This window comes from Mesorhizobium sp. M0239 (assembly GCF_040321815.1).
Classification (GTDB): Bacteria; Pseudomonadota; Alphaproteobacteria; order Rhizobiales; family Rhizobiaceae; genus Mesorhizobium.
The window spans coordinates 1-20325 of the sequence record NZ_JAMYSG010000034.1 but is presented as its reverse complement, the minus strand read 5'-3'; the positions used below and the strand labels follow the sequence as shown (position 1 = coordinate 20325).

General features: G+C 64.5%; 17 protein-coding genes. 6 read left to right on the top strand and 11 right to left on the bottom strand.

Annotated elements, in window-relative coordinates; all coding sequences use genetic code 11:
- The first annotated feature begins 364 nt into the window (after positions 1–364).
- From NKI99_RS28135 to NKI99_RS28115, 5 genes are all read left to right on the top strand, one after another.
- Positions 365–1975 carry an ABC transporter substrate-binding protein gene (locus NKI99_RS28135; RefSeq protein WP_352440809.1) on the top strand — a complete coding sequence of 537 codons (1611 nt, stop codon included), beginning with the start codon at positions 365–367 and terminating at the stop codon, positions 1973–1975.
- Between the two features lie 264 nt (positions 1976–2239).
- Positions 2240–3226 carry an ABC transporter permease gene (locus NKI99_RS28130; RefSeq protein ID WP_352612873.1) on the top strand — a complete coding sequence of 329 codons (987 nt, stop codon included), beginning with the start codon at positions 2240–2242 and terminating at the stop codon, positions 3224–3226.
- Positions 3223–4053, top strand: a complete 831-nt coding sequence (locus NKI99_RS28125) for an ABC transporter permease (RefSeq protein ID WP_352440807.1) — start codon at positions 3223–3225, stop codon at positions 4051–4053. The genes NKI99_RS28130 and NKI99_RS28125 overlap by 4 nt, the downstream gene beginning before the upstream one ends.
- Positions 4050–5054, top strand: a complete 1005-nt coding sequence (locus tag NKI99_RS28120) for an ABC transporter ATP-binding protein (protein WP_352440806.1) — start codon at positions 4050–4052, stop codon at positions 5052–5054. The genes NKI99_RS28125 and NKI99_RS28120 overlap by 4 nt, the downstream gene beginning before the upstream one ends.
- On the top strand, positions 5051–5827 hold the full coding sequence (locus NKI99_RS28115; RefSeq protein ID WP_352440805.1) for an ABC transporter ATP-binding protein: 777 nt from the start codon (positions 5051–5053) through the stop codon (positions 5825–5827). The genes NKI99_RS28120 and NKI99_RS28115 overlap by 4 nt, the downstream gene beginning before the upstream one ends.
- A 171-nt stretch (positions 5828–5998) precedes the next feature.
- On the opposite strand, the gene NKI99_RS28110 is transcribed toward NKI99_RS28115, so the two are convergent.
- Positions 5999–6610 carry an NAD(P)-dependent oxidoreductase gene (locus NKI99_RS28110; RefSeq protein ID WP_352440804.1) on the bottom strand — a complete coding sequence of 204 codons (612 nt, stop codon included), beginning with the start codon at positions 6608–6610 and terminating at the stop codon, positions 5999–6001.
- Positions 6611–6645: 35 nt separating this feature from the next.
- Complete coding sequence (locus NKI99_RS28105) at positions 6646–7284, bottom strand: DsbA family protein (protein WP_352440803.1); 639 nt, start codon at positions 7282–7284, stop codon at positions 6646–6648.
- Positions 7285–7415: 131 nt separating this feature from the next.
- Here NKI99_RS28105 and NKI99_RS28100 point away from each other — a divergent pair, with 131 nt between their 5' ends.
- The gene (locus NKI99_RS28100) at positions 7416–8333 is read left to right on the top strand and encodes a LysR family transcriptional regulator (RefSeq protein ID WP_352440802.1); all 918 of its coding nucleotides are present in this window, start codon (positions 7416–7418) and stop codon (positions 8331–8333) included.
- Between the two features lie 12 nt (positions 8334–8345).
- On the opposite strand, the gene NKI99_RS28095 is transcribed toward NKI99_RS28100, so the two are convergent.
- The 9 genes from NKI99_RS28095 to NKI99_RS28055 all read right to left on the bottom strand — a co-directional run bounded on the left by NKI99_RS28095 (position 8346) and on the right by NKI99_RS28055 (position 19708).
- Positions 8346–9962 carry a GMC family oxidoreductase gene (locus NKI99_RS28095; RefSeq protein WP_352612869.1) on the bottom strand — a complete coding sequence of 539 codons (1617 nt, stop codon included), beginning with the start codon at positions 9960–9962 and terminating at the stop codon, positions 8346–8348.
- Positions 9959–11473: an FGGY-family carbohydrate kinase gene (locus tag NKI99_RS28090; protein ID WP_352612867.1), complete on the bottom strand. Its 1515-nt coding sequence runs from the start codon at positions 11471–11473 to the stop codon at positions 9959–9961. Before NKI99_RS28090 ends, NKI99_RS28095 begins: the two co-directional genes overlap by 4 nt.
- A 22-nt stretch (positions 11474–11495) precedes the next feature.
- Positions 11496–12338, bottom strand: coding sequence for a class I fructose-bisphosphate aldolase (locus NKI99_RS28085; protein ID WP_023812428.1), 843 nt, complete (start codon positions 12336–12338; stop codon positions 11496–11498).
- Positions 12329–14026, bottom strand: a complete 1698-nt coding sequence (locus NKI99_RS28080) for a glycerol-3-phosphate dehydrogenase/oxidase (protein WP_352612865.1) — start codon at positions 14024–14026, stop codon at positions 12329–12331. Before NKI99_RS28080 ends, NKI99_RS28085 begins: the two co-directional genes overlap by 10 nt.
- Before the next feature lie 21 nt (positions 14027–14047).
- Complete coding sequence (locus NKI99_RS28075) at positions 14048–15043, bottom strand: aldo/keto reductase (RefSeq protein WP_352612863.1); 996 nt, start codon at positions 15041–15043, stop codon at positions 14048–14050.
- Positions 15040–16020 carry a sugar-binding transcriptional regulator gene (locus NKI99_RS28070; RefSeq protein ID WP_352612862.1) on the bottom strand — a complete coding sequence of 327 codons (981 nt, stop codon included), beginning with the start codon at positions 16018–16020 and terminating at the stop codon, positions 15040–15042. Before NKI99_RS28070 ends, NKI99_RS28075 begins: the two co-directional genes overlap by 4 nt.
- 25 nt (positions 16021–16045) lie before the next feature.
- The gene (locus NKI99_RS28065) at positions 16046–16969 is read right to left on the bottom strand and encodes an ABC transporter permease (protein WP_236383556.1); all 924 of its coding nucleotides are present in this window, start codon (positions 16967–16969) and stop codon (positions 16046–16048) included.
- A gap of 76 nt (positions 16970–17045) precedes the next feature.
- Positions 17046–18581, bottom strand: coding sequence for a sugar ABC transporter ATP-binding protein (locus NKI99_RS28060; protein WP_352612860.1), 1536 nt, complete (start codon positions 18579–18581; stop codon positions 17046–17048).
- Positions 18582–18676: 95 nt separating this feature from the next.
- Positions 18677–19708: a substrate-binding domain-containing protein gene (locus NKI99_RS28055; RefSeq protein ID WP_013529471.1), complete on the bottom strand. Its 1032-nt coding sequence runs from the start codon at positions 19706–19708 to the stop codon at positions 18677–18679.
- Positions 19709–20325: the final 617 nt, after the last annotated feature.

Genomic DNA, 20325 nt, shown 5'->3' with positions numbered 1-20325 from the left:
CTCCCTGAATAGCCGGATCGCCGCTGTTCCGCTCCCGATCCCTTGGCAGTGGTCAAATCTGCACCATTTTGCCCGTTCTGGTCCAGCCAGAAAGAGATGAAATGTCGTCTCTCTATGTCTCTTTGTTGTCATTCGTCGCATATTCAATCAATCTGGTCCTACCAGAATGATCAAATGAGCCACGCCCTCCAAACTGGTCCAGCGGACGAAAATTTCAAAGCCAAGCGAGGATGCGCCAATTCCGTCTCTGGCGAAACCCTCGGCAAAGCTCATAATCACCGCCGCAAGGGATGCTGGCGGGCTTGCCGGCGTCCGAGGGGTATTGGCGCACCCGACCGGGTCGCGGAGAGGACGGAGTTCGATCATGTCAGGTTTCACGATTTCCAGACGCACGATGCTTGCCGGCTCGGCAATGCTGCTGGCCTCCACCGCCATGCCGACATCGGGCTGGGCGCAGACGCCGAAGAAGGGCGGGCGGCTGGTGCTTGCCGCCGATTCCGAACCGCGCAACCTCAACCCGGCGATCGTCGCCTCCAACGGCGTGTTCTTCATCTCCAGCAAGATCGTCGAAACGCTGGCCGAAGCCTCATTCGACGGCAAGGACGGGCTTGCGCCACGGCTGGCGCTGAGCTGGGAAGGTGCCGCCGACGGGCTCTCGGCGACGTTCAAACTGCGCGACGGCGTCAAATGGCATGACGGCAAGCCGTTCACCTCGGCCGACGTCGCCTTTTCGGCGCTGCAGATCTGGAAGCCGCTGCAGAATCTCGGCCGCACTGTGTTCAAGGATCTGGCCAACGTCGACACCCCTGACGATCTCACCGCCGTCTTCAAATTCGCCAAGCCGACGCCGTTCCAGCTGATCCGCAACGCGCTGCCGGCGCTGAGCAGCGTGGTGCCGAAGCACATCTACGAGGTCGGCAAGATCGAGGAAAACCCGGCCAACAACGCGCCCGTCGGCACCGGGCCGTTCAAATTCGGCGAGTACAAGGCCGGCCAATATTACCGGCTGACCAAAAACACCGACTACTGGGGCAAGGACGAGCCCTATCTCGACGAGATCATCTATCAGGTGCTGCCGGATCGCACGTCAGCGGCGAGCGCGCTGGAGGCTGAAGAGATCCAACTGGCGGCCTTCTCCGCCGTGCCGCTGGCCGACCTCGACCGCATCTCCAAGGTGCCAGGCCTGAAGGTGATCTCCAAGGGTTACGAAGGGCTGACCTATCAGCTCGTCGTCGAGATCAACCATCGCCGCAAGGAACTGGCCGACCTGAAAGTGCGCCAGGCGATCGCGCACGCCATCGACAAGGATTTCGTCGTCAAGACGGTGTTCCTCGGCTATGCCGCCACGGCCACCGGTCCGGTGCCGAAGAACGATCCGCAATTCTACACCGCCGATGTGCCGACCTATGCCTTCGACGTCGCCAAGGCCAACGCGCTGCTCGACGAGGCCGGCTACAAGAAAGGTCCGGACGGCAAGCGCTTCACGCTAAAACTGCTGCCTGCGCCCTATTTCAACGAGACCAAGCAGTTCGGCGACTATCTGCGCCAGGCGCTCGCCGCCATCGGCATCGACGCCCAACTGGTCAACAACGACTCGGCCGCGCACATCAAGGCGGTCTACACCGACCACGCCTTCGACCTCGCGGTCGGCCCGCCGGTGTTCCGCGGCGACCCGGCGATCTCCACCACCATCCTGGTGCAGAGCGGCATTCCGGACGGCGTGCCGTTCTCCAACCAGGGCGGCTACAAGAACGACGCGCTCGACGCGCTCATCGCCAAGGCATCAGAAACGCTCGACACATCAGCCCGCACCGACCTCTACAAGGAATTCCAGAAGGAGGTGGCCACCGACCTGCCGCTGATCAACGTCGCCGAATGGAGTTTTATCAGCGTCGCGCGCGACACTGTCGGCAACATAGCAAACAACCCGCGCTGGGCGGTGTCGAACTGGGCGGACACGTATCTGGAATCGTGACAGAATTGCGCGGATGAAAGTTCGCGAGAAAAGGGGAATTTGGCCGAAGGCCGAGTTCCTTCACACCCCCCTCTGTCCTGCCGGACATCTCCCCCGCAAGGGGGGAGATCGGCTATTTGTCCGCCCCGCCAATTATGCAACCTCGAAAATTGGCGAAGCCGTCGGTGACATCCAATCTCCCCCCTTGCGGGGGAGATGTCCGGCAGGACAGAGGGGGGTGCCCAGACACCGCACCTCTCACGATCAGGCCGGCGTCCTTTTCCCATGACCCGCGCCCTCACGCTCATCCGCCGTCGCCTCGTCGGCAGCATCTTCGTGCTGCTGATCGTCGTCATAGGCACCTTCCTGCTGCTCGAAGCAGCTCCCGGCGACGCGGTCGACGCCTATATCGTCTCGACCGGCGGCGACGCCGGCATGATCGAGCTGTTGCGTCATCGCTGGGGTCTCGACCAGTCGGAGCTGACGCGGCTCGCCAATTACCTCTGGGCGCTGCTGCATCTCGACCTCGGCCAGTCGGTGACCTTCTCCCGGCCGATCCGCGACGTCATCCTCGAGCGCCTGCCCAACACGCTGCTGTTGATGGTCAGCGCCACCGCGCTTTCCTTCGGGCTCGGCTCGGCACTCGGCATCTATGCCGGCGCGCGGCCGGGCAGTTTTCGCGATCGCTTCCTGTCGATCGGTTCGCTGGCGCTTTATGCCGTGCCTGGGTTCTGGCTCGGACTGGTGCTGATCGTCGTCTTTGCCGTCGATCTGCGCTGGCTGCCGATCGGCGGCATCGAGACGTTGGCCTCTGACAAGACCGGCCTTGATCGCGTCGCCGACATCGCTGTCCATCTTATCCTGCCCGTTTCCGCCCTCGGCTTCATCTATCTGGCGCTCTATCTGCGCATGATGCGCGCCGGCATGGCCGAGGTCTGGCGGCAGGATTTCGTCCTGGCCGCACGCGCCAAAGGGTTGTCACGCCGTCGCATCGTGCTCGCCCACGTCGCCCGCAATGCGCTGCTGCCGCTGGTCACCATGCTCGGCCTGCAGTCGGCGCAGATGCTCGGCGGCAGCGTCGTCATCGAGAGCGTCTTTTCCGTGCCCGGCCTCGGCCGGCTGGCGCAGGAGGCGGTCGCCTCCCGCGACACCCCGCTTCTGCTCGGCATTATCCTCACCAGCGCCGTCCTGGTCATCGTTATCAATTTGCTCGTCGACATCGCCTACGCCTTCCTCGATCCGCGCGTCGGCGCGAGCGAGGCCCGCGCATGAGCCCGCTCCGCCGCTTTCTGCGCGTGCCTGAGGCGGTTGCCGGTGCCATCCTCCTCGCGGCGCTGATTGCCATGGCGCTGTCGGCGTCGCTGCTGTTCCCAGGCGATCCCCAAGCCATCGCCGGCCCCGCACTGCTGCCGCCGTTCCAGGACTGGTCGCTGCCGCTCGGCACCGACCGGCTTGGCCGCAACGTGCTGGCCGAGCTTTTTCATGGCGCCCGCACGTCGCTGGCCGTCGGGCTCGCGGCCGCGGCGGCGGCACTTGTCGTCGGCGCGGTGGTCGGCACATTGGCCGGCTTTGCCGGCGGCCTCGTCGACGAGGTGCTGATGCGCGTCACCGACGCCTTTCAGACCGTGCCGAGCTTCCTGTTGGCGCTGGCCTTCGTCAGCGTCGTCGGACCGTCGCTCGGCGTCGTCGTGATTGCCATCGCTCTCGGCACCTGGACCGGACCGGCTAGAGTAGCCCGCGCTGAAGTCCTCTCCATTCGCGAACGCGATTATGTCGCCGGGGCCAGGGTCATCGGCATGCACCCGCTGGCGATCGCCTTTCGCGAGGTGCTGCCCAACGCCTTGCCACCGGTGCTGGCGATGTCGTCGGTGATCGTCGCCGCCGCGATCCTCACCGAAGCGGCCTTGTCTTTCCTCGGCTTGGGCGACCCCAACCGGGTCACCTGGGGCGGCATGATAGCAGAAGGCCGCGCCGTGCTGCGCACCGCGCCCTTCCTGTCGATCGTCCCGGGCATAGCGTTGGTTCTGACCGTGCTCGGCGTCTATCTCGCTGGTGAAGGCATCGTCGAGACGACGGCAGTCAGGAGAGGCCTTTCGTGACCGCCCTGGCTACGATCCGCGACCTGACGGTGACCTACCGCCGCGACGGCAGCGAGGTGGCGGCACTGAAGAGCGTCAGCCTCGACATCGCCGCTGGCGAACGCCTCGCCATCATCGGCGAAAGCGGCTCGGGCAAGAGCACGCTGGCACTGGCCATTGCCGGGCTGCTGCCGGCTTCTGCCAAGGTTGGAGGTCGCATCGATTGGTTTTTGTCCTCATCGGGCGCCAAGGCACCCCCCTCTGTCCTGCCGGACATCTCCCCCGCAAGGGGGGAGATTACGCTCTCACCTCTGCCTTCGCCAATCACCAATGTCGCGGAAGGGGAGCGGTCGGCGAAGCTGCTGATCTCCCCCCTTGCGGGGGAGATGTCCGGCAGGACAGAGGGGGGTGTGACGGAACGCCAGCCTTTCAAACCCGAACTCAACAAAATCCCCCGCCTCGGCCGCGACATCGGCTTCGTCTTCCAGGACCCGTCCGCCAGCCTCGATCCGGTGATGACCATCGGCAAGCAAATCGCCGAAGTGGCGCGCACGCATCTCGGCCTCACCTGGTCCCAGTCCTATGCCAGGGCCAAAAGCCTGCTCGAGCGCGTCCGCCTGCCAGATCCGGACTCGGCCTTGCGCGCCTTCCCGCATCAGCTCTCCGGCGGCCAGAAGCAGCGTGTGGCGATCGCCGCCGCCATTGCGGCCGGTCCGAAGTTGCTGATCGCCGACGAAGCGACCAGCGCGCTCGATACCATCGTGCAGGCCGAGATCGTCGCCTTGATCAGACGACTGGTGAACGAGGACGGCATGACGCTGCTGTTCATCAGCCATGACATCGCGCTGGCGGCCGAGCTTGCCGAGCGCATCGCCGTTTTCCGTCATGGCCAGTTGGTCGAGCTTGGCATGACGGCGCAGATTGTCGGCGCCCCGGCCCAGCCCTATACGCGTGCATTGCTCGACGCCCATATAGGCCTCGACACCAGGCCGTTGCTGAACCGAGCCAGGCTCCACGCATGAGCCTGCTGGCGGTGTCCAACCTCACCAAGCGCTACCGTCGCGGCGGCAAGACCATCGCTGCCGTCGACGATGTCTCCTTTCACATCGACCCCGGTGAGACGCTGGCGTTGGCCGGACCTTCGGGCAGCGGCAAGTCGACGATCGCGCGGTTGGTGCTGCGATTGATCGAGCCGGACGACGGACGCATCGAATTCGAAAGCGACGATTTCCTGGCCTTGAGCGGCGCCGCGCTGCGAGCACGCCGCGCACGCCTGCAAATGGTGTTCCAGGATCCATTGGCCGCCTTCAACCCTCGCGCCACGGTGGCGCGTGTGCTCGACGATCCCTTGCGCATCCATGGCATCGCCTCCCGCGCCGAGCGCCCGCGCCGCATCGCCGCGTTGCTGGAGCGCGTCGGGCTGACGGCTAATCTCGCGCCGCGCGCCATTCATGAAATCTCCGGCGGCCAGCGGCAGCGTGTCGCCATTGCCCGCGCCATCGTCACGAAGCCGTCGCTGATCGTGCTCGACGAGGCGGTGTCGGCGCTTGACGTCTCCGTGCGCGGGGAGATCCTCGAGCTTTTGCTCGACCTGCAACGCCAGGAAAAGATCGCCTATCTCTTCATTTCACATGATCTCGGCGTCATCAGGTCGGTCGCCCACCGCGTCATCCTTCTCGACGCCGGCCGAATTGCCGAAAACGGCGATGCCCAAACCGTCATCGGCGCGCCGCAATCAGCCATCGGCAAGGCGCTGGTGGCGGCCGCGCCAAGATTGAACCGGGCCGGACCATGATCCCGAAAAGTGAGATCGCAGGCATGACAGCCCAGCATTTGCTTTGCCCAAGGCACCGAGACGGGACGGCGTCGGCACCGATGACCTACCGGGGCGTCGCCGCCCGCGAAATCTTGATGCGGCTGGCGTCGGCCGGCCTCGATTGAGTTCCGGCCGCCACCACCCGTTCGCTCAATAGCCGACGGTGAAGCGCTGCCTGATGTGGGCCGGCTTCTCGATCTCATCGACCATGACGATCGCGTAGTCCTCGAAGGAAATGCTGCTCCCCTTGTCGGAGGCGAGAAGCGTGTCCTTGCCGAGGCGGAATTTGCCGGTGCGCTCGCCCGGCACGAACATCGCGGATGGCGACAGGAACGTCCAATCGAGGTCGCTGACCGTCTTCAATCTGTCGAGAAAGTCGGCGCCCTTCTGCGCTTCTGCCTTGTAGATCGCCGGGAAGTCGGGGCTATCGACCAGCCGCTTGCCCGGTGCGGCTTCGAGACTGCCGGCGCCGCCGACGACGAGATAGCGCTTCACGCCGGAGGCCCGCACAGCGGCAATCAGCGTGTCGGCGTCGCTGTCCAGAAAATGCACCGTGCTGATCACCACATCATGGCCGCGGATCAGATCGGCAAGACCCTGCTCGTCGAAGACGTCGCCCTTCCTGGCCGTCACGCGTGGCAGCGCCGCGATCTTTTCCGGGTTGCGCGCAATGCCGGTGACGGTGTGGCCGCGATCGGAGAGTTCTTTGAGAAGGCGCGAACCAACTGCGCCGGATGCACCAATGAGAGCGACTTTTGCCATGTCTTTCAGTTCCCTTGTTGAAGATTTGCTGGGGATCACGCCGCCGCGATATGGGCGACGAGATTGTCGAAGCTGCCGAACAGTGCGTTCGAACCGATGAGCCGGGGCGCATCGTTGCGGATGACCGCCAGCGAAGGCACGCCATCGGCATGCAGGCGCTGTAACAGCGCGCGGCCGCGGCCGACCATCTCGCGGTAGGCCGTCAGCAATGTTTCGGTCGGCGCCTTGAGCATCTCGGCGGCGTCCGCCATGCCGGCGGCGGCGAGCACCTCGGCCACACCGCCGATCGTCACGACATCGCGTCCATCCACGTAGCGCGCCCGCTGGATCGTCTTCAGCGCGGCAAGCCGGCGGCTGGGATCTTCCAGGCCGGCGGCACTGATACCGAGCGTGGCGGCATGCGAGTCGAGCAGGGTTCCGCGGACGCCAAGGACATTGTGCCGGTAGGCCGGTGTGAACACTTGTCCGGTCAGGCGCTCGATGCGCTGGTCGTTCGCCCAGGCATGGGCGGCAAAACCTTCATCCATCGGACGCGCGCCGGCGCCGGAGAACAGGCCGGTCGGCAGCAGTTCGACGTTCAGGCCGGCGGCCGGCAACCGGTCGAGCATCGGGGTGGCGCCATAGCACCAGCCGCAGAGCGGATCGAAAAGATAGGTCACTTCTGAATTGCTCATAGTCGCTGCCATTCCTGTCCGGCCACCGGACTCATCGAGGCCGTCGCTCGTATGTGGCAGACGGCGGCCTTGCGATAAATGGCGCCCAATTATACAAACTGTCTGATCTGATCATACAAAGGGCAGCCAGCTTGGCCGAACTTCTGAACCTCAATCGGCTGGCTTATTTCACCACGGTGATGGAGACCGGCTCGTTCACTGCCGCGGCCGACCGGCTTGGCGTCGCCAAGGCCGTGGTCAGCCATCAGATCGGCAAGCTCGAAGAGGAGCTGGGCGCAACGCTGCTGCAGCGCACGACCCGGCGTGTCACGCCGACCGAAGAGGGTCGCCTCTTTTATGACCGCGCGATGATCATCCTGCGCGAAGCGGAGGCGGCCTATGGCGAAATCTCGCGCGGAGCCGTCGAACCGAGCGGAACGCTGAGGCTCACGGCGCCACTCGACTACGGCACCAAGATGGTGGCTCCGGTCATGGCGGCCTATCTCAGAACCTATCCGCATATGCGCGTCGAGGCGATCTTCGACGACGCCGTCAGCAATCTGGTGGACGAGCAGATCGATCTCGGCATCCGCGTCGGCTGGCTCACCGATTCCTCGAACCAGGCGCGGCGCCTGGGGACGATCCGGCAGATCGTGGTGGCGAGCCCTGGCTTCGCGGCGAGCCTGCCGCCCGACGTGACGCCGCGCCAGGCAAGATCGCTGGCCTGGGTCGGCAACACCCAGTTGCGCGGCATCGGCCAATGGCTGTTTTCCAGGGACGGCGAAACGGTGCTGACCGAACTCAATCCGGTCGTCATGTGCGACAAGAGCCCCGCCGCCCTGGCTTGTGTGCTCGCCGGCATCGGGCTCGGCGTCTTTCCGGACTACAGCGTCAGCGACGATATCGCCGAGGGGCGACTGGTGCCGGTGTTTGCCGACTGGAGCCTGCCGTCAGGCGGCATCCACGCGGTCTTTCCGCCGGCCAGGTTCCGGCCCGCCAAGGTGCGCACCTTCGTCGATCTGCTCGCGGCGGCCGAGAGACGGCGATCGCGCGGTGTTGCCGCGGCCTGAAGCCGATGGCGGTCAGCGGGCCTCTTGCAGGATCATCTCGGCTGCCTTTTCCGCGATCATGACGACCGGCGAGTTGGTGTTGCCCGAGACGATTGTCGGCATGATCGAGGCATCGACCACGCGCAGCCCGCCAAGCCCGTGAACACGCAGGGCCTCGTCGACCACCGCCATCGTATCCGAACCCATCTTGCAGGTGCCGACGGGGTGGAAAATCGTCGTGCCGATATCGCCGGCCTTGCGGATGAGCTCTTCGTTGCTGTCATACTGCGTGCCGGGCAGCATCTCTTCCGGCGCAAAGCGCGCCACCGCTTTTGCCTTCATCAGACTGCGGACATGGCGCAACGACGCGACGGCCACGCTGCGGTCCCCCTCGGTGGAAAGATAGTTCGGGCGGATCTTCGCCGCCTCCCGCGCATCGGCTGAACCCATGTGCACGCTGCCCCGGCTTTCCGGACGCAGATTGCAGACCGAGACGGTGACCGCGGGAAAGCGATGCAGCGGCTCGCCCAGACGGTCGGTGCTCAGCGGCTGCACGTGATATTCGAGATCGGGCGTTGCGAGGCGTGGATCGCTCCTGGCGAAGATGCCGAGCTGGCTCGGCGCCATCGACAGTGGCCCGCTGCGCTTGAGCGCGTATTCCAGCCCCATCGACGCACGGCTGACCAGATTGTGGTAGCGCTGGTTGAGCGTGGCGGTGTTGGCGACCTTGAAGACGGTGCGAATCTGCAAATGGTCCTGCAGGTTTTCTCCAACGCCCGGCAAGGCATGACGAACATCCAGGCCGATGCTCGAAAGCAGGTCGGGGCGGCCCACCCCCGACAGTTCGAGCAGCTTCGGCGAGTTGATGGCACCGGCCGCAAGGATCGTCTGTCCAGCGCGGATCTGGTGTAGGCGGCCGCCTTGGCGGAAAACCAGTCCGGTGACGCGCCGGCCGTCGAATTCGAGCCGTTCGGTCTCCGCGCCGAGCACCACGCGCAGGTTCTTGCGCCCCGCGATGCCGCGCAAAAACGCCTTCGACGTGTTCCAGCGCACGCCCTTCCTTTGGTTGACCTCGAAATAACCCGAGCCTTCATTGGTGCCGGTGTTGAAGTCTTCGGTGCGCGGAATGCCGAGTTCCTCGGCAGCGTCCCGAAAGGCGTCGAGGATCGGCCACGACAGCCGCTGCCGTTCGACCCGCCACTCGCCGCCACCGCCGTGCATGGCACTCTTGCCGCCGTGATAGTCTTCCGATTTGAGGAAATAGGGCAACACGTCGTCCCAGCCCCAGCCGGCATTGCCGGCCTGCCGCCAACAATCATAGTCGGCAGCCTGGCCTCGCATGTAGATCATGCCGTTGATCGATGAACAGCCGCCGAGCACCTTGCCGCGCGGATAGTTGAGGCTGCGTCCATTGAGACCGGCTTCCGGCTCGGTCTTCATCATCCAGTCGGTGCGCGGGTTGCCCATGCAGAAGAGATAGCCGATCGGGATATCGACCCAGTGATAGCGGTCGCTGCCCCCGGCCTCGAGCAGCAGCACATTGTTGCGCGGATCGGCGGAGAGCCGGTTGGCGAGCACGCAGCCGGCGGAGCCGGCCCCGACGATGACGTAGTCGTAACTGCCGAACGGGGACGGTGGAGCTTCGGTCACGTGCGCGCCTGCTGTCCGGCGATGCGCTCCCACATCGGGGTCATCGCCTGGTTGATCTCGCCGTACAGTCGATACCGCCGTGCATACGCGTCGGCAACCGCCTCGTCAGGCACAAAGTGTCGAGCGGCCGCAGTCATGGCGGCGGCACCTGCGCTGTAGTCCGCGAAGATGCCGACCCCGGTGCCCGCCGCGATCGCCGCTCCCAGCGCGCCGGTTTCGCGGCTGCGCGCCACAGTGACGGGCACGCCGAGCACATCGGCGAATATCTGCGGCCAGACGCTGCTGCGCGAGCCGCCGCCAGACAGCACCACCTGGTCGAAATCGGCGCCCGCTTTGTGCAAGGTCTCGACATGGCGCTTATGCTCGAAGGCGACGCCCTCGAACAGCGCACGAAGCAGATGGGCTCGGCTGTGCCAGCCGGCGATACCGTAGAAGCCGGCGCGCGCATGGCCATTCTGCTGCGAGCCGTACAGGAAGGGATGATAGATCGGGATGTCACTGTTAGGATCGACTGACGCCACCAGTTCGCTGCACAATTCGAACGGCGACTTGCCGGCTTCGCCGCCATGTTCGAGGAATTCGCGAACGATCCATTCGAGATTGGCGGCCGAGGTCGCGCTGGATTCGATCGCCAGATAGCGCTGGCGATCGAAAGTCGACAGCATGAAGATCGAAGGGTCGCGGATCGGTTCGTCGGTGATGACCTGGTTGATGCTCCAGGTTCCGGCGATGACCGAGGCGGCACCGGTTCTGGTCACGCCCGAACCGACCGCGCTGGCGACGACATCGAACAGCCCGGCGACGACAGGCGTGCCGGCGCGCAGTCCCGTCAGGGCCGCCACGTCCTCGCTGACATGACCGGCAATGTCGGCCGATTCCAGCACTGGCGGCAGCAGGTCCGCGCAGTCGCCGAGCCCATAGGCGGCAAGCAGGTCCGGCTCGTAACGCCGATCCCGCATCTGCAGCAGGCCGCAGCCCGACATGTCGGAGGTATCGCTGCTGCGCGCACCTGTCAGGCGGTTGACGACGAAATCCTTGCACAGGAAGACGGTGCCGATGCTGGCGAACAAGGCCGGCGAAAAGCGCTTGAGCCAGGCAAGCAGGGTTGGCGTCTGCGCCGCCCACGGCCGTTGCAGGCAGTGTGCATAAGTGCGGTCGCCGACATTCTCTTTTGCCCATTCGGCAACGATGCCGACCGCGCGTGTATCGAGCGACTGGATGCCGATCAATGGCGCACCATCGCGATCGAGCGCGTAGAGCCCGTTTCCATGGCCGGCGCAGCCGATGGCAACAATCTCGCCGGCGTCGATACCGGCTTCAGCAATGCATTGACCGATGACCGAAACCGCGTTGCGCCAGAGTTCGTCGAGGTCGCGTTCGACATGTCCGGGCTTTGGCATGGACGAGCGGCCGTCACGGGCGGCGAATGCCAGCTCGCGGCCGGACAAGTCGAAGAGGATGGCCTTGATGACGGTGTTGCCGGCATCGAGGCCGAGGATGTAGCTTGCCATTGGCGCCTCCCGAGGCCGCAGCCTATGCCTGGTTGTACAGATCCCAGGCCACGCCGCCATTGGCATCGTCATGAATGATCGCCATCAGCCCGCGCACGACGGCGCTCGGGTTGGCATGCTGGTAGATGTTGCGGCCATAGACCATGCCAAGCGCACCCTGTGCCATCAAGGCAGCCGACTTGTCGAACACGGCACGCAGATCCTCCTTGCCGCCGCCGCGCACCAGCACCGGGCAGCGCGCCGCCTCGACGACGCGGTGGAAGTCGTTGGGATCGGTGGTCGGATCGGCCTTGACGATATCGGCACCCATCTCGCGGGCAAGCCGGGTCAAGGTGACGATCTTTTCGGCATCGCCGTCGACCATGTAGCCGCCATGCTCTGCGACCGGCAGCATGGCCAGCGGCTCGATCATCAGCGGCAGGCCGTATTTCTCGCAATCGGCGCGCACGCGGGCGATGTTCTGCACGCATTGCCGGAACAGGTCCGGCTCGTCGGGCAGCATGAACAGATTGACCACGACGCAAGCCGCATCCATCTCGATGGCGCCAAGCAAGGGCTCGGCTTCGTTCTGCAGCACCGCCCACATCGCTCGGTGGCGTATCCTGTTGTAGGGATTGCCCATGTCGATGCGCATCACGAGCGCCGGCTTGTCCTTGCCAGGCACGGCCTGCAGCAGGTCGGCCTGGCCGTAGTTCATCTGGATGGCGTCGGGGCCGGCCTTGACCAGTTGGTTGACGACGCTGGCCATGTCTTCCAGCCCGGCAAGGAAACTCGGCTCGTTGCAGACGCCGTGATCGATGGCGACGTCGAGACAGCGGCCGCCGCCGAACAGACGGTTCATGCGGACTTTCTTGTTTACGCGCATAGGGCGCTCCTTTGATGCGTCTGGAGATCGATGCCGTGCCGGTAGGCCAGCAAGGTGAGGAAGGTCGAGCGCTCAATGGCGGCCTCGCTGGCGCTCCAGCCCTTGTGCGCCGCCAGCATGTCGAGAACGGCATTGACGAGGTCGAAGCTGAGACCGCCCGAAATGGCGATGGTGGTGCGGCGCAGGAACAGGTCGGCGAGGCACTCGACCTGCTCGCGCTCGATGATGCGCCCTATCTCGCTTGCCGAATAGTCCGACCGCGGCAGCATCTGTTCGCCCGCCGGGTGCGAAACGAAATCCCTGGCCGACGTGCCATAGCGTTGCAGAAGTGTGTGCGCGCGCTCGACCGGCAGGCCATGCTCGGCAGCGAATGATGCGCACCAGGCGTCCGGATCGGTGGGAAAATCGCGGCCGCCACCGATGGCCATGTCCTGCGTTCCCTGGCTGCGCGCGAGGCCGAGCCGCTTCAGCGCCATGTCGGCGGCCAGCGCTCCAAACGAACGGAAGGTGGTCCACTTGCCGCCGATCATGCACAACGTCGCCGGCAGATGCCCGCTCGCTTCCACGAACTCGCAAAAATGATCGCGCGGTATGCGGCTCGTAAAACTGTCCTCGCTGGCCGGCAAAGGACGCACGCCGGCGAAGCGGAACACGATCTGGTTTTCGGTAACCTTGATCGAGGGAAAGACGAAAGCGAGCGACTGCAGGATGTAGCGCTGCTCGTCCTCCTCGCAACGGACTAGGTCTGGATCATCGACCCGGATGTCGGTCGAGCCAATCAGCACCTTGCCCAGATAGGGAAACAGGATGCAGATGCGACCGTCCTCGTTTTCGTAATAGACCATGTGGCCGCCGAGCGCGTCGAACAGTTCGCTGTTGTCGACGATCAGATGCGAGCCCTTGGTACCGCCCATCATCGTCTGCGCCGTCGCCCCGATGGCCTTGTTGGTCAGGTCGATCCAGCCACCGGTGGCGTTGATGACCAGTTGCGCCCGCACCGGCAACTTCTCGCCGGTCAACGTGTCGGTAATGGCAAGGCCGTCGCCGGTCGACGACGCCTGAGCGTAGTTCAGGGCGCGCGCGTTCGCCCCGCTCGTCGTGGCGTCCAGCAGCATCTCCAGGCCGAGGCGCTCGGGCCGGCTCACCCAGGCGTCGTAATAGGTCGCCGAATTGCGGATCGCCGGGTTGATCGCCGGCCATGTCTTCAGGGTTTCGGCGCGGCCCCTGAACCGGTGCGTCGGCATCAAACGCCGTGCAGCGGTGAAAAGGTCATACATGGCAAGCCCGGCTTTGATGACCAGCGCCCCGCGCCGGCTGGGCCGCCGCGTCAGCCCCAGGAAACGCACCGCACCGTTGGCGAGACCGGAGAAAATGTCGAAGACCGGCACCGTCGTCGGCAGCGGAGCCACATAGTGCGGCGCATTCCTCAGCAGCCGGTCGCGTTCGAGCAGCGATTCGCGCACCAGTTTGAATTCGCCGTTTTCGAGGTAGCGCAGGCCGCCATGCACCATGCGCGACAGGGCGGCACTGGCACCACTGCAATAGTCGCCCTTTTCCGCCAGCACGACATCGACCCCTTGCAAGGCCAGTTCGCGAAAGACGCTGATGCCGTTGATGCCGCCACCAATGACGAGCACGGCGATGTCCGGCCGGTCGCGCAGACCGGCGATTGTATGACTACGCTTCATCGGGGCTGTTGCCTTTTTTGCTCAGGCATCCATCGCGGTGAGATGCGCGGCTGCCGCGGCGTCGATTGCCGCTAGCTCGCTTGCCGCAAGCGTGATCTCGCCGGCCCGCGCATTGTCGAGCGCCTGTTCAGGATTGCGCGCGCCGCACAGGGCGAAGGTGATGCCCGGCTGGGCGAGCGTCCAGGCGATGACGATCTGCGCCATCGACGCCTGGTGGCTTTCCGCGATCGGGGCGATGGCCTCTTTCAGCTTAGCCACCTTCTGCCGGTTGGCCGTGGAGAAGCGTGGGTTGTCCTTGCGTTGGTCGTCGCCGCCGAATGTGCGGCCGGGTTCAACCGTGCCGGTGAGCAGTCCCAACCCCAGCGACGAGTAGCTGAGGGTGGCGATGTCATGGCGGCGAGTGATCGGCAGCAGGCTGCCTTCGATCTCGCGATCGATCATCGAATAGCGCTCCTGGATCGCATCGATCTGGCCGGCGTCGATATAGCGGCCGAGATCCTCGGCGCTGATATTGCTGGCGCCAATGGCGCGGATCTTGCCGTCCGCCTTCAGCCTTTCCAGCACTGCCATCGTCTCGGCGATCGGCGTCGTCGGGTCCTGCCAATGGGTGATGTAGAGGTCGATGTAGTCGGTACCCAGACGGCGCAGGCTCTGCTCGACCTCATAGGCGATGCCGGCGGCGCCGAGATAGCGATGCACAGGCTTGCCGTCCTGATCGAAGAAATGGCCGCCCTTGCCGGAATGCCAGTTCAACCCGCATTTGGTCGCGATCACCACTTTGTCGCGCTTGCCCTTGATGGCGGTGCCGACGATCGCCTCGCTGCGGCCAAGACCGTAGGCCGGCGCTGTGTCGATCAGGCTGAGGCCGGCATCGATCGAGGCTTCTATAGCCCTGACCGACTCCTTCTCGTCGGTGCCGCCCCACATCCATCCGCCAATCGCCCAGGTGCCCAAGCCCACGGCCGACGCCGATATGCCGGACTTGCCGATCTGCCGCTGGAGTTGTCGAGAATTCATGCTGCCTCCTGTTCGGCCAGTTCGAGGATCTGGAGCCCCGTGGCCTCGTCCGTGACGATGGTGTCGAGATGGTTGCCGCGCAGGGCGGCGAGAATCGGTGCGACCTTGCTGGGGCCGCTTGCAATGCCGATCGAGCGCGGGATGGTCGCGAACTCGTCCAGCGTCAACGAGACCAGCGAACGGTTGAGCGAATAATTGCAGAGCTTGCCCTGGCGGTCGATGAGATGGGCGAGCAGCTCGCCTGTCGCCCCGGACTTTTCGATCGCCTGGCGATCGGCATTCGAGGATGGATGCAGGTCGTAGTAGCTGGAATCGTCGGTCAGGATGGAGCCGACACCCACCACCGCGACATCGGCCTCGCGCGCCTTGCGAAACACGTCTGCGACGGAGCTGATGCCCATCAGCATCTCGCGCTGCTGCGCGGTATCGGCAAACAGCGGCGCATGGATCTGATAGGCGCGGCCGCCGAGCTTGTCGGCCATCAGCGAGGCGACGTGGTTGACGTCGGTGTAGTGCTTGCCCTGCACCAGGCCGGTTGCGGGAATGATTTCGACGTCGTAGCGGCGCCCCGGCTTGAGACCGGCGACCAGCGCGCTGACACCCTTGCCGCCGGTGATCGAAATCGTGTCGCCATCCTTGATGGTGTCGAGCAGCAGCCCAGCCGCCGCCTCGCCGACGCGCTGCAGGGCCGTGTGCGGATTTTCGGAGACCGACGGAACCACCATCGCCCGCTCGATGCCGCCCAGCGCAACCAGCCGCGCTTCCAGGTCGACCAGATGGTCGATCGGCGACTTGATCTTGATCTCGACGAGGCCGAGCTGGTGGCCGCGCTTGATCAGCCGGTTGACCGTCGCGTGCGAGAGGCCGAGTTCCCCGGCGATCTCGGCCTGGGTCTTTCCTTCGACATAATGCAGGACAAGCGCCTGGTGCATCTGGCGGACAGCGGCGATGTCGTCGCGGGTGTTGGGAGGGGCCATGGTCTTGCTTCGCCGCCTTTGAGGTTCAGGACTTCTTGCGGTGCAGGAAGTGATCGATCGACACCGCCGCCAGCAGGATGCATCCCTTGATCATGTCCTGCCAATAGACCGAGACATCGAGCAGGATAAGCGAGCTCGTCACCACCGAGAGCAGCGCCATGCCGAGGATTGCCCCGAAGATGGTGCCCGAGCCGCCATTCAGCGAGGCGCCGCCGATGACGGCCGCGGCGATGATGTTGAGCTCCATGCCGGCGCCGAAGGTCGGCGTCGCCGCGCCAAAGCGCGCCATGTAGATGACGCCGGCCAGTCCAGCGAGGGTCGAGCACAGCACCGTGACCCAGAACTTCACCTGATTGGTTCTGATGCCGGAGAACTGCGCGGCCTTCTCGTTGGAGCCGGTGTAGAAAACCTTGCGGAAGGCCGTGGCGCGACGCAGCAGGAAGTCGAAGATGGCCACCACGACGATGAAGATCAGGATGACATAGGGAATGTTGTTGAAACTGCCCTGGCCGATGGCCTTGAAAGCCGGCGGCAGTGTGAACAGCGACAGCGGCGTGCCCTTGGTGACCACCAGGCACATGCCGCGCACGATGACCATGGCCGCCAGCGACGTGATGAAATGATTGAGGCCTATCACGGTCACGAAGAAGCCCATCGCCGCGCCGATCAGCGCGCTGACGCCGATGCCGATCAGGCTTGCCGTCCAGGGGTCGAGGCCGGCGAGGAACAGCGCACCCGAGACCACCATCGAGAAACATACGACCGAGCCGACGGAAAGGTCGATGCCGCCGACGATGAGCAGGATCGTCATGCCGACGACGACGATCCCTTCGATGGAGAAGCTCATCAGCATGGCGCGGAAATTGCCCCATGTCAGGAAGTGCGGCGAGGCGAAGCTCATGGCGATGCACAGCGCCAGGATGATGACGATCAGCCCGGCCTCGCGCATCGAGGCGAGCTGAGCGAGATTGATGCGCCGCCCGGCGGCCTTGATCTCGGCGTGCACGAGCGCTTCTCCTGATTCCCTAGGCGACATTCTGGGCCTGCCTTTGATTTGAACTATCCTGAACGCCAGAGGCGAGCATGATGATGGCTTCCTCGCCGAGCTCGTCGGCGGTGAGTTCGCCGGCGATCCTGCCTTCGCGCACCACGAGAACGCGGTCACACAAGCCAATCAGCTCCGGCAGTTCCGACGAGATAACGATGACGCCGACACCGCTGCCGGCAAGCTGGCGCAGCAGCCGGTGGATCTCGACCTTGGCGCCGACATCGATCCCGCGCGTCGGCTCGTCCATGATGATGACCTTGGGACTGACGGACAGCTGCCTGGCGATGGCAACCTTCTGCTGGTTGCCACCGCTCAGCGTCGAGACGGCGGCCTCGATGCCGGCCATGCGCACGCCGAGCCTGCCGGTCAGTTCCCTCGCCTGACGATCCTCGGCCTTGCGGTCGAGCAGGCCGAGGCGCCCGGTGAGCCGGCCGAGGTCGAGCGCCGAGATGTTCGCGGCGATCGGCAGATCGAGGAACACGCCGGAGCCTTTGCGATCCTCAGAGAGATAGACCAGCCCCGCCTTGACCGCATCGCCATAGCCGCGCAGCCGGAGCTGCTTTCCGTCGAGCGCGACGGTTCCTGCCGTCATTGGCCTGAGGCCACAGACCGTCTGTGCGATCTCGCTGCGGCCGGCGCCGATCAGGCCGCCAATGCCCAGAATTTCGCCGGCGCGAAGCTGCAGATCGACGTCGGCGAAGCGGCGCCCATCGGAAAGCCCCTCGACCGAGAGGAGCAGGCGCCCAGGCACCTGCGGCGCCAGCTTGTCGGGATAGAGCTGGGTGATTTCGCGGCCCACCATCTTGCGCACGACATCGTCCGGTGAGACGGCGGCGACCTGATCGGTCGCCACGTAGCGGCCGTCGCGGAAGACGGTGACTCGGTCGCACAGCGAGAATATCTCGGCCATGCGGTGGCTGATATAGACCACCGAAATGCCACGCTCCTTGAGCCCGCGCACGATCGAGAACAGCCGCTGCGCTTCGCTTTCGGTCAGCGCCGCGGTCGGCTCATCGAGCATCAGCACCTTGCAGTCGAGCGTCAGCGCCTTGGCGATCTCGACGAGTTGCTGGTTGGAAATGGAAAGGTCGGCGACCCTGGTTCGCACCGGAATGGGCGCGAGCAGATCCATGACCTTCTGGGCATCGGCGTAGAGCCTCTGGAAATTCATCAGCGGCGCGCGCCGGCTGTTGATCGCGGCCATGTAGATGTTTTCGGCAACCGTCGCGTCCTGACAGAGCGCGATTTCCTGGTGAACAAGCGCAATGCCGAGGCGTTGGGCGGCCGCGGGCGAGTGGATCGAAATACGCTCACCATCGATCAGGATGTCGCCCTCGTCGGGCTGCAATACACCGGCGATCATGTTCATCAGCGTCGACTTGCCGGCGCCGTTCTCTCCGCACAGTGCATGGATTTCGCCGCGCCGCAGCTCGAACCGTACGTCGCTCAGCGCCTTGACCGGGCCGAACGCCTTGGACAGGCCACGGATTTCAAGAATGGGCGCCTGGGTCACGCCGTGCTCCTGCGATGAACCTGCGGGGAGGAAGGAGGCCGAAGCCTCCTTCCCGGTTAATCCGGCCATGCCGAGGCCGGGCGGCGAGATCGAGACTATTCCTCGATGCCCTTGGTGCCGCGACGCTTGAGGTACTTGTCCCAGTAGAAGTCGTCCGCATTGTCCTTGGAGACGATGGAGAAGCCATTGTCGACGAAGGGCACGCTCATCGGGTTGAAACCCGAACGCTTGGCGTCGTTCATCGGGTCGATCAGGCCGGGATGCTTGGCCATCCACAACAGCATGAAGCCCATATAGCCCTGCATGCCCTGGTTTGGATTGACCGAGCCGAAGATCTCGCCGGCCTTGATCATGTCGAGGATCTTGGCATTAACGTCGGCGAGCATGACGCGGATCTTGCCACCGCCTTCCTTGGCGGCCTGGGCAGCGCCGATGGCCGAGTTGGCCTCCGGCATGAACACGGCGCCAAGATCAGGATGCGCCTGCGCCAGGCTCAGAACCGCCTGATAGGCCTTGGTGGGATCCTGGTTCGAAGCGGCGCGGCCGACGAGCTTCATGTCAGGCCATTTGGCTTCCATGCGGGCAACGAACGCGTTGACGCGCTTGTCGTGGTTGTCCTGGCCGGGATTCTCCAGCACCGCATATTCGCCCTTGCCGTCCATCGCCTTGGCAACGGCGTCGGCGGCATAGGTGCCTTCGGCATTGTTGTCGGAAGTGATGTAGGAGACGCGCTTGGAATTCGGCGAGTCGGCGGCGAAGGTCACCACCGCGGTGCCCTGTTCAATGGCGCGGTTGATCGGCTCGATGAACGGATCGGAATTCATCGGGTGTACCAGTATGCCGGCGGGCTTCTGCGCCAGCGCCTGGTCGAAGGTCGCGATCTGCTTGTTGACGTCGTATTCCGGCGTACCCGTATAGGCGGTCTCGCAGCCGAACTGCTGGCCGGCCTGCTTGAACATTTCATAGACCGGGAACCAGTATTCGACGCCCGAGACCATGACGTTCATGACGTATTTTTCACCCGGCTCGCATTTGAACGGGTTGGGGGTTTCGGCGCGTACCTGCATCGACCCAAAGCAGGTCGATGCAGCCGCCGCGATTGCGAGCGTGCTCAGAAATTTGCGCAAGTTTCCTCCCTTGGCCGAAGCCATCCTCAATGACCGTCGCAGGCACTCGGCGAGCGCTGCCGTATGGATTTGATGATGCCGACCTTCCTCCGAAAGCCGACGATCGGGACATTACAGCCTCGGCGCATGTTGTCAATATAATTCACATATTGAAATATATTTCACGACCTCCTTCGGGGACCTATACGCTCCGATCGACGAAGCTGGGCGCGGACCGCCAAGGTGCCGTACGGGGTAGGCGGGGCCTTTCCGGCCTTTGGCCGCGAACCGCGGAGAGTGTGGTTAGAGTATCGGCACCCAGGAGCTCGCGTGGTGCCCTCCCGCCGGCCGCGTCTTTATCGCGTGAAGCCACGATCTTGTCTTTGATAGCATCTATTCCGGGCGCGGCGTGACGCTCTCCATGTCGCTTAGCCAAGAAGTCTGCTGCTGCGTCGGCTTACGGCAGCCTTCGGACCATCCGGCGTATTCCGAGAAGCTTCGGCAGTCCCCCGAATGCGAACGGCCCGCTGGCTGGTGCCTGGGGGACTGTTGCTTGGTGCAGATTGGTTTGCGGGGGACGGGATTGGGTTTTTTGTCCCGCAGCTTGGGCTTCGCCTTGTTGCGGGCGCCTGATCCGG

Bases quoted from the DNA above. Each gene is read 5' to 3' on its own strand.
- NKI99_RS28135 (WP_352440809.1), top strand. From the start codon at position 365: ATGTCAGGTTTCACGATTTCCAGACGCACGATGCTTGCCGGCTCGGCA.
- NKI99_RS28130 (WP_352612873.1), top strand. From the start codon at position 2,240: ATGACCCGCGCCCTCACGCTCATCCGCCGTCGCCTCGTCGGCAGCATC.
- NKI99_RS28085 (WP_023812428.1), bottom strand. From the start codon at position 12,338: ATGCGCGTAAACAAGAAAGTCCGCATGAACCGTCTGTTCGGCGGCGGC.
- NKI99_RS28080 (WP_352612865.1), bottom strand. From the start codon at position 14,026: ATGAAGCGTAGTCATACAATCGCCGGTCTGCGCGACCGGCCGGACATC.
- NKI99_RS28125 (WP_352440807.1), top strand. From the start codon at position 3,223: ATGAGCCCGCTCCGCCGCTTTCTGCGCGTGCCTGAGGCGGTTGCCGGT.
- NKI99_RS28070 (WP_352612862.1), bottom strand. From the start codon at position 16,020: ATGGCCCCTCCCAACACCCGCGACGACATCGCCGCTGTCCGCCAGATG.
- NKI99_RS28075 (WP_352612863.1), bottom strand. From the start codon at position 15,043: ATGAATTCTCGACAACTCCAGCGGCAGATCGGCAAGTCCGGCATATCG.
- NKI99_RS28110 (WP_352440804.1), bottom strand. From the start codon at position 6,610: ATGGCAAAAGTCGCTCTCATTGGTGCATCCGGCGCAGTTGGTTCGCGC.
- NKI99_RS28105 (WP_352440803.1), bottom strand. From the start codon at position 7,284: ATGAGCAATTCAGAAGTGACCTATCTTTTCGATCCGCTCTGCGGCTGG.
- NKI99_RS28090 (WP_352612867.1), bottom strand. From the start codon at position 11,473: ATGGCAAGCTACATCCTCGGCCTCGATGCCGGCAACACCGTCATCAAG.
- NKI99_RS28115 (WP_352440805.1), top strand. From the start codon at position 5,051: ATGAGCCTGCTGGCGGTGTCCAACCTCACCAAGCGCTACCGTCGCGGC.
- NKI99_RS28065 (WP_236383556.1), bottom strand. From the start codon at position 16,969: ATGCGCGAGGCCGGGCTGATCGTCATCATCCTGGCGCTGTGCATCGCC.